The organism is Archangium sp., from assembly GCF_036277355.1.
GTDB lineage: Bacteria > Myxococcota > Myxococcia > Myxococcales > Myxococcaceae > Archangium.
This window is the reverse complement of the sequence record NZ_DASUNC010000076.1, coordinates 49284-65375: the sequence shown is the minus strand read 5'-3', so window position 1 is coordinate 65375 and position 16092 is coordinate 49284. Positions and strand designations below refer to the sequence as shown.

General features: G+C 70.7%; 17 protein-coding genes and 1 other RNA gene. 11 read left to right on the top strand and 7 right to left on the bottom strand.

Features of this window, described 5'->3' with window-relative positions; genetic code table 11:
* The first annotated feature begins 18 nt into the window (after window positions 1-18).
* A complete protein-coding gene (locus tag VFZ09_RS20445; protein ID WP_329729299.1) occupies window positions 19-576 on the top strand; it encodes a hypothetical protein in 558 nt (185 codons plus the stop codon).
* Between the two features lie 13 nt (window positions 577-589).
* Here the strand turns inward: VFZ09_RS20445 and rnpB are convergent.
* The 3 genes from rnpB to VFZ09_RS20430 all read right to left on the bottom strand — a co-directional run bounded on the left by rnpB (window position 590) and on the right by VFZ09_RS20430 (window position 2412).
* Window positions 590-981, bottom strand: an RNA gene (gene rnpB / locus VFZ09_RS20440) — RNase P RNA component class A.
* Window positions 982-1040: 59 nt separating this feature from the next.
* Entirely contained in the window at window positions 1041-1676 is a 636-nt protein-coding gene (locus tag VFZ09_RS20435; RefSeq protein WP_329729298.1) for a ribonuclease HI family protein, read from the bottom strand.
* Window positions 1677-1686: 10 nt separating this feature from the next.
* Window positions 1687-2412 (bottom strand): zinc ribbon domain-containing protein, encoded by a 726-nt coding sequence (locus VFZ09_RS20430; RefSeq protein ID WP_329729297.1) that lies wholly within the window; start codon window positions 2410-2412, stop codon window positions 1687-1689.
* A 503-nt stretch (window positions 2413-2915) separates the two neighbouring features.
* Between VFZ09_RS20430 and VFZ09_RS20425 the strand changes: the two genes are divergently transcribed.
* From VFZ09_RS20425 to VFZ09_RS20415, 3 genes are all read left to right on the top strand, one after another.
* Entirely contained in the window at window positions 2916-4619 is a 1704-nt protein-coding gene (locus VFZ09_RS20425) for a Tox-REase-5 domain-containing protein (RefSeq protein WP_329729296.1), read from the top strand.
* A 20-nt stretch (window positions 4620-4639) separates the two neighbouring features.
* Window positions 4640-5368: an immunity 52 family protein gene (locus tag VFZ09_RS20420; protein WP_329729295.1), complete on the top strand. Its 729-nt coding sequence runs from the start codon at window positions 4640-4642 to the stop codon at window positions 5366-5368.
* Between the two features lie 95 nt (window positions 5369-5463).
* Window positions 5464-5643 (top strand): hypothetical protein, encoded by a 180-nt coding sequence (locus tag VFZ09_RS20415; RefSeq protein ID WP_329729294.1) that lies wholly within the window; start codon window positions 5464-5466, stop codon window positions 5641-5643.
* Between the two features lie 54 nt (window positions 5644-5697).
* Here the strand turns inward: VFZ09_RS20415 and VFZ09_RS20410 are convergent, their stop codons facing one another.
* Window positions 5698-5988 (bottom strand): FYDLN acid domain-containing protein, encoded by a 291-nt coding sequence (locus VFZ09_RS20410; RefSeq protein WP_329729293.1) that lies wholly within the window; start codon window positions 5986-5988, stop codon window positions 5698-5700.
* 144 nt (window positions 5989-6132) lie between these two features.
* Between VFZ09_RS20410 and VFZ09_RS20405 the strand changes: the two genes are divergently transcribed.
* The 3 genes from VFZ09_RS20405 to VFZ09_RS20395 all read left to right on the top strand — a co-directional run bounded on the left by VFZ09_RS20405 (window position 6133) and on the right by VFZ09_RS20395 (window position 9780).
* Window positions 6133-7830 (top strand): AgmX/PglI C-terminal domain-containing protein, encoded by a 1698-nt coding sequence (locus tag VFZ09_RS20405; protein ID WP_329729292.1) that lies wholly within the window; start codon window positions 6133-6135, stop codon window positions 7828-7830.
* 21 nt (window positions 7831-7851) lie between these two features.
* Entirely contained in the window at window positions 7852-9051 is a 1200-nt protein-coding gene (locus tag VFZ09_RS20400; RefSeq protein WP_329729291.1) for an MFS transporter, read from the top strand.
* 96 nt (window positions 9052-9147) lie between these two features.
* Window positions 9148-9780 carry a hypothetical protein gene (locus VFZ09_RS20395; protein ID WP_329729290.1) on the top strand — a complete coding sequence of 211 codons (633 nt, stop codon included), beginning with the start codon at window positions 9148-9150 and terminating at the stop codon, window positions 9778-9780.
* A 28-nt stretch (window positions 9781-9808) separates the two neighbouring features.
* Here the strand turns inward: VFZ09_RS20395 and VFZ09_RS20390 are convergent, their stop codons facing one another.
* A complete protein-coding gene (locus VFZ09_RS20390; RefSeq protein WP_329729289.1) occupies window positions 9809-10084 on the bottom strand; it encodes a DUF3006 domain-containing protein in 276 nt (91 codons plus the stop codon).
* On the bottom strand, window positions 10081-11259 hold the full coding sequence (locus tag VFZ09_RS20385; RefSeq protein ID WP_329729288.1) for a ComEC/Rec2 family competence protein: 1179 nt from the start codon (window positions 11257-11259) through the stop codon (window positions 10081-10083). The genes VFZ09_RS20390 and VFZ09_RS20385 overlap by 4 nt, the downstream gene beginning before the upstream one ends.
* A 105-nt stretch (window positions 11260-11364) precedes the next feature.
* Here VFZ09_RS20385 and deoC point away from each other — a divergent pair, with 105 nt between their 5' ends.
* From deoC to VFZ09_RS20365, 4 genes are all read left to right on the top strand, one after another.
* Window positions 11365-12174: a deoxyribose-phosphate aldolase gene (gene deoC, locus VFZ09_RS20380; protein WP_329729287.1), complete on the top strand. Its 810-nt coding sequence runs from the start codon at window positions 11365-11367 to the stop codon at window positions 12172-12174.
* Between the two features lie 21 nt (window positions 12175-12195).
* Window positions 12196-12588 (top strand): TraR/DksA family transcriptional regulator, encoded by a 393-nt coding sequence (locus tag VFZ09_RS20375; RefSeq protein WP_329729286.1) that lies wholly within the window; start codon window positions 12196-12198, stop codon window positions 12586-12588.
* A gap of 87 nt (window positions 12589-12675) precedes the next feature.
* The gene (locus VFZ09_RS20370) at window positions 12676-14412 is read left to right on the top strand and encodes a phospho-sugar mutase (RefSeq protein WP_329729285.1); all 1737 of its coding nucleotides are present in this window, start codon (window positions 12676-12678) and stop codon (window positions 14410-14412) included.
* Window positions 14409-15086 carry a hypothetical protein gene (locus VFZ09_RS20365; protein WP_414640722.1) on the top strand — a complete coding sequence of 226 codons (678 nt, stop codon included), beginning with the start codon at window positions 14409-14411 and terminating at the stop codon, window positions 15084-15086. Before VFZ09_RS20370 ends, VFZ09_RS20365 begins: the two co-directional genes overlap by 4 nt.
* Window positions 15087-15113: 27 nt before the next feature.
* Here the strand turns inward: VFZ09_RS20365 and VFZ09_RS20360 are convergent, their stop codons facing one another.
* Entirely contained in the window at window positions 15114-15686 is a 573-nt protein-coding gene (locus VFZ09_RS20360) for a sensor histidine kinase (protein WP_329729284.1), read from the bottom strand.
* Window positions 15687-16092: the final 406 nt, after the last annotated feature.

The following is a 16092-nucleotide window of genomic DNA, read 5'->3' as shown; positions in this document are numbered from 1 at the left end:
CGCTAGAACCAGGGGGCCATGCGCCGTCCCACGCTCCTCGTCCTCCTCGGTTCCGCGTCCCTTCTCAGCGCCTGCATCGTCGAGGCCCCCGGAGGGGCCAGCCCCAACGAGCGGCGCCAGGCCGTGGTGTCCCAGGTGCCGCCGCTCTCGGTGCGCAACGGCGCCAACTTCGAGGACCGGGTGGAGCTGGTGGCCGCCACCATCCAGCCCGGCCGCATCGCTCCCAACGAGGGGGCTCGCGTCACCGCCTACTTCAAGGTCCTCAAGCCCCTGGAGGAGGACTACATGGTCTTCGTCCACGTGGAGGACGCCGAGGGCCGCGGGGAGCGCGTCAACGTGGACCACAAGCCGGCCGGAGGCCTCTACCCCACCACCCAGTGGAAGCCCGGCGAGACGGTGAAGGACGAGTTCAACATCTCGCTCCCGCCCGGCTCCGCCGCCCGCGCCCTCAACATCTGGGTGGGCTTCTGGGACCCGAAGACGGACGCGCGCCTGCAGCTCAAGAATCCCGAGGCCGTGCGCAACGACGGGCGCAGCCGCATCCTGCTCGCGCAGGTGCCGGTGGCGCAGCCGTAGGTACAGGGAAAAAAACCGGAGTGGCCCTGTAAGCCGAGTCTTGTCCCCACCCCTTTCGGGATGGGCGGTGAACATTCATCTAGGGCCCTGGTTGCCCAGGGGCCTCATCAGCGAGCAACCCGAACGCATGGGGCGGGCAACCCCTGTCCCCTTTCGAGGACGCGCTCCTATTGGCTCTTGCTCCAGGTGGGGTTTTCCGTGCCGCTCGAGTCACCCCGAGCGCGGTGCGCTCTTACCGCACCGTTTCACCCTTACCGGCCCCTCGCGGAACCGGCGGTTTGTTTTCTGTGGCACTGTCCTGCGAGTCGCCTCGACTGGCCGTTAGCCAGCACCCTGCCCTCTGGAGCTCGGACTTTCCTCCCGTCACCCGTTCCAGCGGTGACCAGCGTTCACCCGGACCACTCCGGCACTCGCCTCATACAACAGAGGAGGGGCCGAGGTCACTCCGGCAGGGGACCCGCCGTTCACATCCGCTCGTCGATGGCCCGGTTGCTCATCTCGTCGGCCGCCTTGTTCTTCTCGCGCGGCACGTGGGCGAGCTTCACCCGGGAGAACTCCTTGAGCAGGGCCGAGGCCTCCTCGTAGAGGGGGCGGAGCGTGGGGCTCTTCACCTGGTAGCGCCCCTGGAGCTGGCGGATGAGCAGCTCGCTGTCGGCGAGCACCTCCAGCTCCTTCACGCCCAGGCTCCGGGCGTGCTTCAGGCCGAGCAGCAGGCCCATGTACTCGGCGTAGTTGTTCGTCTGCACGCCCAGGAACCTGCCGAGCCGGGCCACCACCCGTCCCTCGGCGTCCACGAGCACCGCGCCGGCCCCGGCGGGACCCGGATTGCCGCGGGCGGCCCCGTCCGAGAAGAGCTTCAGGCTCGAGGGCACCCCGGCCGGGCCCGTCGACTCGGTGGGCAGGGGAGGGGGCGTCCGGGCCGGGCGTCGCGGCTCGGCGGCCGGAGGTGCGGGCGCACGGGGAGCGAGCTGGCTGGCAGCGGCTTCCAGGAGGCGGCCCAGGTCCTCGCGGGTGAGGCCCGGAAAGGCGCGCACCGTCCCCGAGAGCGGCTCCTCGCGCCCGATGTGGCGGAGGATGTCGGCGAGATCCGGTGCGGCCATCGCGCGGGCGCTACTTCGCCGCCGGCGTCTCGAGCGCCTCGACGGCGTAGATGATGCGGTTGCAGGACGGGCAGATGTCCGTGCCGAGCGTCACGCGCAGGGTGTTGTAGAGCTGCGGGGGCACGTTCATGTTGCAGCCCTGGCAGGTCCCGGCCACCACGCCCACCATCGCCGGCAGCTTCTTCTTGCGGATGGTCTCGTAGCGGCGCAGCAGCGTGGCGTCCACGCCCGCGGCCACCGTGGAGCGCTTGCCCTCGAGCGTCTTCACCTGGCCCTCGGCCTGGCTCTGCTTGCCGCGCAGGTCGGTCATCCGGGCGGACAGCTGCTCCTGGCGGGCGGAGAACTCGATCTCCTTGGCCTTCACCGCCTCGCGCGCCGCGCCGAGGGTCTTGGTGATCTCCACCAGCTCCTCGGACATCGTCTGGTTCGCCTTCTTGGCGATGTCGATCTCCCGGGCGAGGGCGGAGTATTCGCGGGTGGAGCGCTGCTCGGCGAGCCGCGCCTCCCACTTCTTCACCTTGTCCTTCTCGTCCGAGATGTTCTGCTCGAGCGTCGTCTTCTGCCGCTCGATGTCGGCCACCCGGGTGCGCTCCGCCTCGATGGCGCTGCGCGCGGCGCCCAGCTCGCGCTCCAGCTCCGCCAACTGCCGGGGATGCACGTCCGCGGCCTTCCGGAGCGAGGCGACCTCGAGGTCCACCTTCTGCAGCTCCGCCAGCGCCTTCAGTTTCTCCCGCAAAATCGCTGCCTCCATGGGGGGCCCTACCGCGGGGCCCGCGCTCTTCTACCAACAAGGATCTGCACGGTCCAACGCACAAATCGATCCAGTGTCATCCCTCGTGTTGCGAGCAAGCAGCCCGGGTTGGAGCCGCCGCGCGTTCCCGGGGGCCCGGCGCCGGCCCGGATGGCCACCATGCAGGGGGAGTATCGCCCGGACGTAACAGGTCATGCCCGCCCCAATGAAGCGACCGATGCCCGCCGTCCCCCGTTGGGGGCTTGACTGGTAGACGTCTATCAGTGAGGTGGTTTTTTGTGTGTTGATGTGTGTTTTGGTGGTGGTGTCTACCATTGCCCCGGTGGTAGACGTCTACCAGTGCGGGCAGGGTCTCCGCCGGGAAGGTCAGCCTGGGTGCGTACACCTGGGAAGAGGTTCTTGCCGGGAGGCCTTCCATGCGCCCGCCTTCACCCCCCGCGTCCCCTATACCCCCCGCGTCCCCTGACGGGCAGAGGCTCGCCCACTGCGTGGTGCTGACACTGGCTTTGCTGATGCTGGGCGGGTGCGCCACGGGTGCGCCGCTGCCCGGGCTGTTCGCCAGCCCCCGCCCCCACCACCTGATGTCGGCCTTCTTCACCCAGGCGCGCCCTCCCGGGTCCGTGGACTCCGCGGGGACGGCCCTGCCGCCCGGGGACGTCCCTGCGCTCGACGAGGAGGATGACCCGGAGGACGACGTCGATGAGGGGCATGGTGCCCCGGCCATGACGGCGGATGCACCCCGGGACGAACCCGGCTCGCGGGGACGCCGCCCGGGGCGAGAGGAGGACGCGCCGCTGGAGGACGGAGTGGAGGGCGCTGTGGGCTGGAGGGATGGCGTGGGGGAGGGGCGCCCCTGGCCGGTACCCTTCAGCGTGGACCACTTCCAGGGCCTGCTGGTGCAGGTGGGCGTGGCCCCTGAAGTGCTACCGGAAGACGGGAGCACCCTGTCGCCCCAACAGGCGGTGCAGCTGTTGGCCCACCTGCTGGAGGCGGAGGCGGGGCTTTTGGAGTTTCCCCGCCAGCGCATGGCGGCGCACCTGCTGCTGGAGGTGGCCACGGGCGAGGGGCCGGTGACGCGCGAGGAATTGCACGCGCGCATGGACCGCTTCCACCGGCTGCGGGTGGTGCGGCCGGACGGCTACCTGGTGCGGGCGGTGACGGGCGAGGCGGTGCAGCGGGCCGGCGAGGTGCGGTGGGCGCCGGACGGCACACTGCGGGCGGGCCGCTATGAGGTGGGCTCCTTCTACGCGGTGGAGCAGGAGCAGCTGTGGCCGGTGGACACGGGGCTGGAGATACCCCGGGGCGCGAAGCCCCTGGGCCCCTACGTGCCGGATGACGGCGTGGTGCTGCCAGCACTGGAGGGAGCGGGGCTGGCGCTGGGGGACACCCTGGAGGGCGTGAGCCGGCTCGTCTTCCACCCAGGCGAGAGCCTGGAGAGCCTGACCCAGCTACCGGGAGCGGTGCGCGTGCTCTTCCAGAATGCCCCCGAGTATTGGGAGGCCTTCCGCCAGAGGCCACGGGGCGAGCAGGTGCGAGAGGTGTCGCGGCTGCTGGCGAACGCGCTGCTGACGGTGGGTACCTCGGGAGCGGGTGCGGTGAAGGCGGTGACGTGGGGCGAGAAGCTCGGCCGGCTGTCGGTGCCGCTGCTGACGCTGACGAAGCGAGGCGAGCTGGTGCTGCGGTTGGTGGCGGTGCCCGGGCGGACCGTGACGGTGGCGGGCCAGGGCCTGAGCGTCGCCTGGGGCCTGCACCTGGCCAAGGTGGGCACGGGGGGAGGTGGCGGCTGGGTTCCGCCGGTGGGCGGACCGGGGCAGTGGGTGCCCAAGAACGAGCGGATGTCGCCGCGCTCGCGTGCCTTCCAGCACAAGGTGACGAAAGCGCCCGCGGGCTGGGTGTACCGCGTGTGGCACAACGGCGAGAAGGCCGACTTCGACGGCTTCGACCTCGACCAGCGAGTCCTGAAGGAGACCAAGGGCCTGGGCTACGACAAGCACTTCGACGCGGACCTCGAGCCCAAGAAGTATTTCGAGGGGGCCACTCGTCTCCTCAGGCAAGCGGAGCGGCAGCGCCGGGTGGCCAATGGCCTCCCCATCCGTTGGCACGTGGCGGAGCCCCGGATGGTGGACATCCTCAAGAAGTTGTTTCTGGATGCGGATGTCCAGGGCATTGAGGTGATCCACACGCCACCGTAGCCCGCTGGAGGATGACACAGGTGAGGGAAGCCTATTACGCCGCTGTTTATTGGGGCTGCCGCGTGGAGACAGCGGAATCGTGCGCGAGTCGCGCGGAGACCTTCTTCCACCTCCTCTCCCGGTGCGACTCCGATTACAGCCGCTGGTTCGAGCAGGCGGACTCCCTCAAGAGGGCATTGCAGCTGCAGTTCGAGCCCACGGCCGAAACCTTTGCCCACTTCTTCCAGAAGAGGAGTCACAGGCTGGGGAAGGTCGGTTTCATCTTCAGTGCCTGGACGGGACATCCGGAGAAGGAACGGGGCGGTATGGTCCGGCTTCTCTGTGGTTCCGATGCGCTGGGAGCCTCCAATAGCTGCTTCCTCCAACTGCCTCGTGAGGAGCCAGGTACCGAGCGCGTGCTCACCGTGCCCGTGTTGACCGGAATCATGCGCGCCATGGTGTTGGCCTGGGCGCCAGAGTGGGGCGTCGTGTCCTCGGCGGGTCTTCGAGACAGCTTGTCCCAGAGAGGACATGCCGGCACGTTCCTGGGTTGGATGACGTACTTCTCACGTGCCCGAGGCGAAATCCCCGCTCTACCCGCTCCGGTGCGCACCGACGCCGTGGAGGACCAGGGCTCCCTCGTGATTCTTACCCCCGAGCGACTGACCAGCTCCAACCCGGAGCACCTCGCGCTGGGCCGCCGTGTCCAGGAGACGCTGTTCACCCGGGGCCTGCTCGCGCCCGTCGTCTCGAACAGCCAGGCAGGCTGACCCGCTTCCTCCCCCTTGGAGGGAATGTGGCGAAAAGTTTCCGTTCCGGTGGAAAGCTGCTACATGTCTGGTGGATGCCATCCGGGGGACGACCCATGCAGCCGAAGAAGCGACCGAGCTCGAAGCCAGGAGCAGCCCTCTCCCTGTTGAACCAGGGACAGGCGCCCCGGCGGCCGGTGGGCGTGCAGGCGCTGGGACCCGTGCGCTACGAGCAGCTGCGCCAGGTGCTCCACCAGCTGTCCACCCCTTCGAGCGGCCCGGCGCGGTCGCGCTGAGCCCTGAAGGCCGAAGGGGGCACCGCCGGGTGGCGGAGCCCCCCTCGTACGGGCTCAGATGTCCTCCTCCTCTTCGCCGGGAGCCGCCTCGGCGTCCTCGTCGTCGAACTCGGCCAGTTCCTCCTCCTCGCTCTCCGCCGCCGGCTCCTCGGGCTCGATGGGCTCGATCACCTTGGGGATGGAGGACAGACGGCCTCGACGGCCCTCCGAGGCGGGCTTGAGGGCGGGACTCTCCCGCTGATCCGCGCCACACTTCGGGCACAGGGGGTCCGGCTTCTTCATGTCGTAGAACTTCGTGCTGCATTTGAAGCAGACGTACTTGTTCCCGAGGTCCTTCGCGGGCATGCGCCACCTTCTGTGTCAAGAGGGTAGGGGGAGGCGGCTCTTAGTTGGGCCGGCAGGCAGAGTCAACCCGATGGTTTGCACTCCCCGGCACAGGCGCTAGCATCGCAGATGCTCGCCCTTGTGTGCGCGCGCCGGACAGCCCCCTTGAACTTCTCCTGCAACAAGTGTCAGCGGCGGTACTCCATCGCGGACGACAAGGTCCGCGGCAAGACCGTCAAGGTCCGCTGTAAGAACTGCCAGAACGTCATCTCCGTGGAGGGCCCGCCCGCCGAGGCCGAGGAGAGCACGCGCGTCGTGTCCCTGGCGGACGTGGAGCGCCTGCGGGAGCAGGACCGTTCGCTCGCCGAGGAGGAGTCGGCCGCGACCGTGGCCCAGCCGGCCCCCGCGGCGGCGGCGGGCATGTCCTGGGAGGACGAGCCCACCCGCACCATGCCGCTGCGCGATGCGCGCTCGCCCTGGTTCGTGATGGTGAAGAGCAAGCAGGAGGGCCCCCTGGACGAGGGCGCCCTGAGCGAGCTCGTGGCCTCGGGCGCCGTCACGGCGCGCAGCTACTTCTGGCAGCAGGGCATGCCGGACTGGAAGCGGGGGCAGGACATCCCCGAGCTGGCCGGCTTCTTCGCGCCCGCGGAGCCGCCCCCCGCCCCTCCTCCGCCCCCCGCGCGCGTCGCGCCGCCGCCCCCCATCATGGCGCCCGAGCCCGACACCTCCCCGTCGGTGGAACAGTCCGCCACCTCGTGGCAGCCGGACCCGCCCGCGCCCTCGCAGACGACCTGGCAGACCGAGCCCGCGCCGCGCCGCCAGCCCTCCGCCCGGCAGGACTCCACCCCCTGGGAGCAGGACCCGGACGCCGCCGTCGCCGCGGACCCCGATACGGGCTCCTCCCCCTCTGACATCAACGGCGCCCCTCTGGGTGAGCTGTTCTCCGACCTGGACCTCCCGCAGTCCGAGCAGGGCGGTGGGGGCGAGCTGGGCATGGACATGCTGGCGGGCTCCTCGCAGGAGGACCCCCTCGCCGCGCTGGGCAAGGAGCCGGAGAAGCAGCGCGCACCGGCGGAGAACACCCAGTACTTCGTGAAGAAGGCGGGGATGCACCGGCGCAACCCGGCCTGGAAGATCGCCCTCTTCGTCGTGCTGCTGCTGGGGCTGCCGGTGGTCGTGCTGTACGCGCTCACGGAGATGCAGGTGGTGCCGCTGCGCGTCACCCGCGTGGACGCCAAGGGCCAGGTGGTGCAGCAGCCCGTGTCCGTCTTCTCGCCCGAGGGCATTGGCGAGCTGAGGGACCTGATGCTCGGCCGCACGAAGCCGCCGCCGCCCGCGCCCAAGCCCGCCCCCAAGGCCGAGAAGAAGGCCGAGGCGAAGCCGCCCCCGCCTCCCACGGACGAGGCCGCGAAGCCGGCGGAGACGGCGCAGGACCCGGCCGCCCAGCCGCCCCAGGGAGAGGAGCAGAAGGCCGTGGCCGCCCTCTATGGCGAGGGCGAGAAGAAGGACGTGGGCCCCGAGGTGCGCGAGAACACCGAGGTGGCTCCCACCGACTCGGCCACGCAGTCCGGCCCGCCGCAGGAGGCGCTCGACCGCGTGGTGAAGCAGTCGCAGACGGCCTTCAAGTCCTGCATCGACCAGGCGCTGCGCAAGAACCCGAAGCTGCGCGACGGCAAGCTGCTGCTCACCGCCACCGTGGGCAGCTCCGGCACGGTGAAGAAGGTGTCCTTCGACCGCGACGACATCAACGGCTCGCCCATGGGCAACTGCATCAAGGCCCGCGCCCGCCGCATGGTGTTCCCCGCCTTCGAGGGCGATGACGTCGAGGTCGAGATTCCGCTCGTCCTCAGCAAGTCCATGTAGCGCGCGCGAGGAGGCTGGACCGTGGACGTGGCCACGCCCCGCGAGGGGACGGGCCGCCTGCCGCGCACCGTGGTGGTGCTCGGCGTGGTGAGCCTGCTGACGGACATCAGCAGCGACATGATCTTCCCGCTGCTGCCGGTCTTCCTCGCCGCGAGGCTGCCGGCGCAGGCGCCCGTGCTGCTGGGCCTCATGGAGGGCGTGGCGGACCTGGTCTCCGCCCTCATCAAGTACCAGTCCGGCGTGTGGGCGGACCGGGCGCGCCGCCTCAAGCCGATGGTGCTGCTGGGCTACGGGCTGTCCAGCCTGATGCGTCCGCTGATGGCCTTCGTCACCCTGCCGTGGCACCCCGTCGCCATCCGCGCGCTGGACCGGGTGGGCAAGGGGCTGCGCTCCAGTCCGCGTGACGCGCTCATCGCCCACTCCGTCGCCCCGGAATCCCGCGGCCGGGCCTTCGGCTTCCACCGGGGCATGGACCATGCGGGCGCCGCCGTGGGCTCGCTCGCCGCGATGGCGTTGGTGGCCGTGGGCCTGCGCGTGGAGCAGGTGTTCTTCGTCGCCGCCGTGCCCGGCCTGCTCGCGGTGCTGGCCCTCCTGCTCGTGCGCGACCCCCCGCGTCCGGAGCCTGCTTCCGCCTCGGGGGCAGGGCGCGCGCTCGCCCCGGTGCCCCGGCGCCTCGCGTACTACCTCGTCCCCATCACCCTCTTCGGCGTGGCCAACTCCACCGATGCCTTCCTCCTGCTGAAGCTCACCGAGGAGGGCGCACAGCCCGAGTTCCTGCCCCTGGCGTGGCTGGTGCTGCAGGCGGTGAAGTCGGCCGTGTCGTTCCCGGCGGGCCGGCTCGCGGACCGGCTGGGGGCCTCGCGGCTCGTGGTGACGGGCTGGTCCCTGTACGCGCTGAGCTACCTGGCGCTCGCGTGGGCCCGGGGCGTGACGCTCACGATGATCGTCATCGCCGTCTACGGGCTGTACCACGCGCTGGCCGAGGGCGCGGAGAAGTCGCTGCTCACCTCGCTGGTGCCGGCCGAGGCCCGGGGGCGTGCCTTTGGCCTGTACAACGGGCTGACGGGCGGCGCGTCGCTCGTGGCGGGCCTGCTCTTCGGCCTGCTGTGGAGGGACCGGGGCAGCACCACCGCCTTCGTCACCGCCGGGGTGCTCGCCGGAGTGAGCGCGCTGCTGCTCGTGGTGCTGCTGCCGCGTGCGCGTCCCCCGGCTGGAGCCTGAGGCGCTTCAGCGCGGGGCGCGCGCGTGCATTTCGCTGAATTCTGGAATACAATGAGTGTGGTTTTTTCCAGTGATTTCAGCCCCAAGGAGTTCACCATGCAACACCGTCCGCTTCGTGCGCCCCTCTGTTCTCTGCTTTCCGCCCTGGTGCTGGTGGCCTGTGGTGGCACCGACGTCGTCCCCGCCGAGGAGGCCCTGGGCACGCAGGAGTCGGCGCTGTGCTCCGGCGTGAGCGTCTCCACCTCCATCTCGGGCGCCAGCATCTATCAGGGCGAGCTGGCCGCGAGCGGCTCCTGGACGTCGTCCACGGGCGCCAACGCCGTGCGGCTCGAGTACTACGTCAACAACACGCTCTACACCTCCGAGGAGCGCACCGGCAGCTCGGGCACCTGGTACTTCAGCTACACGGGCTTCACCGCGTGCGGCACCACGTACGCCTTCCAGGTGAAGGCCTACCCCATGGTCATCGACAGCAATGGGAACCGCTCCACCTGCTGGGCCTCGCCCAATACGGTCTCGCAGAACGTCTCCACCGCGGCCTGCCCCGGAGGCGTCTGGACGCTCACGGGCGCCGAGAACTGCTACGACCTGATCATGGCGTCCTGCTACACGCGCTCCTGGACGCCGAGCTGCCCGTCCAGTCCGGCCGGCAAGCCCTGCTCGAACGTGGGGGACTACTGCTGGCAGGTGGCGAGCGCCAGCACCCTGCGCGAGTACACCTGCATGTAGTGGAGCGGTGGGCCCCGCCCGGGGCCGGCTACAGGTCGAAGTCCCCGGGCGGCGGCGCCTTGTCCTTCATGGCCCGCTCCCGGGCCTCGCGGACCTCGGTGCGCAGGCGCTCGGTGGCCTCGGCGTCCACCGTCAGCGTCTCCAGGTCCAGCACGTCGCCCTCGCGCACCCCGGGCGGCAGCTCCTCGCGGCGCCGCGTCTCCTGGCGGCCGTCCACGAGGAGCACGGCGAGCCCGTCCTCGAACCGGTCCACGCTGGCCAGCGTCCGGGTGCGCGGCGTCTTCCGCGGCTTCTTCTTCGTCATGGGTCGCAGTCCTTGGCGGGGCGGCGCTCCCGCATGGCGGAGGCGCGGTCCTTGTACACGGTGCGCTCCTGCGTCTTCGCCCGCTCGAGCGCGCGGCAGTCCTCGCTGTGGAACACCTCGCTGCCCTTGAGGCTCACGTAGCGCATCCCCTTGGCACTGGCGGCCGGGAGCTTTCCGCTGGCGGGCACCACCTTGCCGCCGATGGAGCCCGAGGCCCCCGAGGGCATGGGCCCCTTGGCCACCGGGCCGGCCGTCTGGCCGGTGACGACGACGGGCGCGCTCCGGCCCTTCTGGGGCGTGAGGGTGACGGTGGTGCCGTTGCTCACCGCGAGCACCTCGCCCTGGAGGTCCGTGCGGAACACGCGCGCGCCCGTCTTGCCGAGCCGCTCGAGGGCCTCGGGGGTGGGGTGTCCGTAGTCATTGCCCGTGCCGCAGGAGATGACGGCCGCCCGCGGCTTCACCGCCGCGAGGAAGGGCGTGGTGGACGAGTGCTTGCCGCCATGGTGCGCCACCTTCAGCACGGTGGAGGTGAAGTCGATGGGCCGGGTCAGCAGGAAGGCCTCGGTCTCCGGCTCGGCGTCTCCCGTGAAGAGGAACGCCGTCTTGCCGTACGTCACCTTGGCCACGATGGAGTTGGCGTTGACGTCCGAGCGCGTGTCGTCGAGGAAGGCATCGCGCGGGGTGCGCGGCCAGAGGACGGTGAGCGTCACGCCCTCGCCCAGGCCCACGGTGAGCAGCGTCTCCGGCGAGCCCGGGTTGGGCGTGGGCGTCATCACCTGGCCCACCTTCTGGCCCACCACCTCCAGCAGCTTGCGGTAGGCCTCGCTCGGGTGGTCGAAGCCCGGGTCCATGAAGCGCCGCGCCCCCACGGCCTGGATGATCTTCACGAGGCCGCCCAGGTGGTCCAGGTGCGGGTGGGTCATGATGACCAGGTCGATGGGCCCCTGGAGCAGCTGGCGCAGCCGGGGCACCAGGGCCTCGTCGGCCTCGGGAGGGCCGCCGTCGATGAGCACCGTCTTGCCCGTGGGCGAGACGATGAGCGCCGCGTCTCCCTGGCCCACGTCGAAGAAGTAGACGGTGAGCGGCTTGAGCGGGGGAGTGGGAGCCGGGGCGGCGCGGCCCGGGAGGGCGGCGAGCAGGGCGAAGAGGACGAGGAGCAACCGCGCGAGAGCCATGAGCGGAGGGACTCTAGCGCACGGGGCGGGGTCCGTTGCGTGTCAAGCAAGTGGCCGTCTCCGTGCTTCCCGAGCGGGCTGGAGTGGGCTACACCCCGCCCCCATATGTCCGAGGCCCAAGACATCCAGCGGGTCGTCGAGGAGATCGCCGACCAGGTCCGCAAGAGCATGCCCGGTCTCCGGGCGGCCCACCCGCCGCCCCCGAGCCCCGTGCGGACCGCCTCCATCGCGCCCGAGTCCATCCGCGACAACGCGGACCTGGCGCCCTACATCGACCACACGCTGCTCAAGCCCGAGGCCACGCGCGAGGACGTCGCCCGGGTGGCCCGTGAGGCCGTGGAGCACGGCTTCGCCACCGTGTGCGTGAACTCGAGCCACGTGGCCACCGTGGCCGGCATCCTGGCGGGCTCCCGCTCGGTGCCCATCGCCGTGGTGGGCTTCCCCCTGGGCGCGGCCCTCACCAGCGCCAAGGCCTTCGAGGCCCGTGAGGCCATTCAAGCCGGGGCGCGGGAGATCGACATGGTCATCCACGTCGGGGCGCTCAAGGCGCGCGACTACGCCCTGGTGGTCTCCGACATCGCCCAGGTGGTGGAGGCCAGCCGGCCCTGGCCGGTGAAGGTCATCCTCGAGACGAGCCTGCTCTCCCAGGACGAGAAGATCGCCGGCTGTGTGTTGTCCAAGGCGGCGGGGGCGGCGTTCGTGAAGACGTCCACTGGCTTCAGCACCGGCGGCGCCACCGTGGAGGATGTCTCGCTCATGCGCCGGGTGGTGGGCGAGGACGTGGGCGTGAAGGCCTCGGGTGGCATCCGCTCGGCCGAGGACGCCCTGAAGATGATTCGGGCGGGGGCCAACCGCCTGGGAGCCTCGGCGTCGGTGGCCATCGTCTCCGGCCAGAGGTCCACCGCGAAGTACTAGCCACCCGGTGGGGAGAGGCCCGTGACCGAGGCACAGCGCGAGAAGTACAGGCAGAAGTTGCTGGCGCTCCACGCCGGGCTGACCGGCAAGGCGCCCGCGAAGATCGAGCCCAACCGCACCGACGAGGCGCGGGTGGGCGGCGACGAGGACGAGCAACCGCTCAACGAGATGATGCAGGCCATCGCCTCCAAGCGGAACCGGAACATGGACGGCGTGCTCCAGCTCGTGGTGAAGGCGCTGGGCAAGCTGCGCGATGACCCGGACTCCTTCGGCGAGTGCGAGGAGTGCGGCGACGAGATTCCACCCGGCCGGCTCGAGGCCATGCCCTACGTGGGCTACTGCGTGAACTGCCAGGGTCAGAAGGACGCTCCCAAGGGCGGCCCGACCCGGCGCAAACTCACCGATTACACCTGAGCCCCGGCTCGGGTCTGATCATCGCTGAACAGACGGGGAGGACGGGGGCGGCCACAGCGCCGCACCGGCCTTGAGGAGGGGATGCACATGGACGCGGTTGGATTGAAGGAGAAGGCGGAGGCCTGGCTCGCGGCGGACCCGGACGCGGCCACCGTGGCGGAGCTGCGGGACGTGCTCGCGCGGGGAGACCTCGCGGACCTGGCGGACCGTTTCGCGGGGGACCTGGAGTTCGGCACCGCGGGCCTGCGCGGCGTGCTGGGCGCGGGGCCCAACCGGATGAACCGCGCCGTGGTGCGCCGGACCACCGCCGGCCTGGCGCGCTACCTCAAGGCCACCGTCCCGGATGTCACCACCCGCGGCGTGGTGGTGTGCCGCGATGGCCGCCGGCTGAGCGCCGAGCTCGCCGAGGACACCGCCTGCGTGCTCGCCGCCGAGGGCATTCCGGCGCACGTCTTCCCGTCGCTGGCGCCCACGCCGCTCGCCGCCTTCGCCACCCTGCACCTCAATGCCGCCGCGGGCGTCATGGTGACGGCCAGCCACAACCCGCCCGAGTACAACGGCTACAAGGTCTACTGGGGCAACGGCGCGCAAATCATCCCGCCCCATGACAAGGGCATCGCCGACTTCATCTCCCGCGTGGAGCCCGCCAACCAGGTGGAGCTGCTCACCCCCACCGAGGCGCATGCCCGCGGGCTGTGGCGCGACGTGCCGGACTCGCTCGGTAACGCGTACCTGGATGCCATCCTCAAGCTGCGCGTGCACGGCCGCGGCTCGGACTCGCTCTCCATCGTCTACACCGCCATGCACGGCGTGGGCGGCGTGTGGATGGAGCGGGCCCTGGAACTCGCCGGCTTCCGCAACGTCCACCCCGTGGCCGAGCAGCACCAGCCGGACGGCGCCTTCCCCACCGTGCGCTTCCCCAACCCCGAGGAGCCCGGGGCCATGGACCTGTCGCTGGCCACCGCCGAGCGCGTGAAGGCGGACCTGGTGCTCGCGAACGATCCGGACGCGGACCGGCTGGCCGTCATGGTGCGCGAGGGCTCCGGCAAGCTGCGCATGCTCACCGGCAACGAGGTGGGCGTGCTGCTGGGCCACTACGTGCTGGTGCAGGGGCCCACCCGGCGCGGGAAGCCGCACGTCGTCACCACCATCGTGTCCTCGACGCAGCTGGGCGACATCGCCCGCGAGCTGGGCATCGCCTACGACGAGGTGCTCACCGGCTTCAAGTGGATCGCCAACCGCGCCGTCGAGCGCGAGAAGCAGGAAGGCACCCAGTTCGTCTTCGGCTACGAGGAGGCGCTCGGCTACTGCGTGGGCACCGTGACGCGGGACAAGGACGGCGTGGGCGCGGCGCTGGTGTTCGCGGACCTCGCCGCCTGGTGCGAGTCGCGCGGCCAGACGGTGCTCGGCTACCTGGAGGAGATCCAGCGCCGCTTCGGCCTCTACGTGAGCGCGCAGCGCAACTTCACCTTCCCGGGTGCCGAGGGCGCCCAGGTGATTGCCCGCATCATGGAGGGCTTCCGCCGCTCGGGGCCCACGCGCGTGGGCGAGCTGCCCGTGCGCACCGTGCTGGACTACAAGAAGGGCGAGCGGCTGCCGCCCTCCAACGTCCTCGCCTACGAGCTGGAGGGTGGGGGACGGGTGACGGCGCGGCCGTCCGGCACGGAGCCCAAAATCAAATACTACTTCGAGCTGAAGGAGACGCTGGCCGCCGGCGAGCCGGTGCAAGCCGCGCGCGCCCGGGGAGAGGCCCGGCTCCAGAAGCTCATCGACGCCTTCATCGCGCTGGCGCGCGAGCGGGGGCAACCGGAGGTGGGTGCGTGAATCGCAGTGTCTCGAGTTGGGTATTGATGGGAGTCCTCCTCGTCTCGGGCGCCGCCCTGGCGCAGGAGGAGGGGGCTTCGTACGGCCGTGGCCAGGGCTGGTCCGTGCTGTCGGGCCAGACGCTGGGGCAGGGGACGGCGCTGATGGGCCAGGTGGGCTGGCCGGGCGTGTCGCTGGGCCTGCTGCACGGGGCCACGTCGCGCTTCGACATCGGCGGCAAGCTCACCTTCAACTACGGCCGCGAGGGCATCGTCACCAGCGTGGTGCCGGGGCTGAAGCTGCAGGCGTTGATGCGGCTGAAGCTGCTGGAGACGTCGCGGGTGAACTTCGGGCTGAGCTTCGCGCCCGGGCCCCTCTTCTACTTCTATGAGAACTACACCGACGTGGGCCTGGCCCTGCCCATCGCCTTCACGGTGGGCATCCCCGTGGGCAGCGCCCTCATGCTCAACGTGGGCCTGGACATCCCCTTCTACGTCATCTTCGGCACGGGGGGCGGCGCCGTGGTGCCCATCCTCCTGGGCGGCGGGCTCGAGTACTTCATCGACCGCAACTTCGTCGTGAACTTCAACGTGAGGATGGGGCCGTCCGTGGGCTCCTACTCGGGCCTGTTCGCGGACCGGGGCCGCGCCCGCTTCACGCTCGAGGCGCTGCTGGGCGTGGCCTACAAGTTCTGACCGGAGCGGCCACCGGGCCCGCGAGCGCTACCAGCTCGCGGTGCCCTGGTCCTCCAGCTCCACGGAGACGGTGATGGTGCTGCCCGTCAGCCCGTGGTTCTTCACCGCCAGGTGCCCGCCCAGCGTCTCCACCAGCTCGCGCGCCGCCGTCAGGCCCGTCTGGGGAGCGCTCTCGCGCGCCGCGTAGCGCACCTGGAAGCGCGGGCCGTAGTCGCCGAAGTCGTCCTGCGGCTCCACCGCCAGCCGCACGGTGCGCGCCGGCATCTCCGCGTTGCGGTGGGCCTGCACCGCGTCGCTGAGCAGGTGCAGCATCACCTGCTCCATCCGCCGCCGGCTCACCCGCGCGAACACCGGCTCGTCCGGCAGCTCCAGCCCCACCTCGCCGCTCCGCACATGGCCCGTGGCGTGGAGCAGGGCCAGCGCGTGTTTCGCCAGCGCGCACAGGTCCAGGTTCTGCACGTCGGTGCCGTCCGGTACGCCCACGGCGCTCAGGTGGCCACGGCCCTCACTGCTCGTCACCGCCATCTGCCTCGGCCAACAAGCCATCGCCACCGCGCTCATCGCGTCACCTCGTGCCTCGTGTGGTGTGTCTGATTTCACGCCGGCTCCCCCCTCAACGTGTTCCGGACGCCGACCTCCCTCCTCCCTCCCCAGCCCCGGCGGCGCGCAACGACAGTGTCGCGTCTCCACTGCCGTGCGGCCCGTCCGCGCGCCACCCATTCCATGCGATACGCGTGCCGTTTGCGCTCCGCTCCGCCCACGACTGTAAGGTACGGAACAGTCTGTCCTTTATTCCTTGAGTTTCAGAGCTTTGCTTGGTTGCCCGGATGAATACACACGGATGACCTCTTGGGAATACAGGAGAGTACGTGGGTCAGAAGGGATACCCGGTGTGCTGTGACCCGGGTGCGGTGAGACCCACGCCGCGACGGAGCCGCACCCACGGCCCGCTGCCGGGCCGGGGACGGACGCGCACCTCGTCACGGGGAAGCCGGGGAGGCCCGCC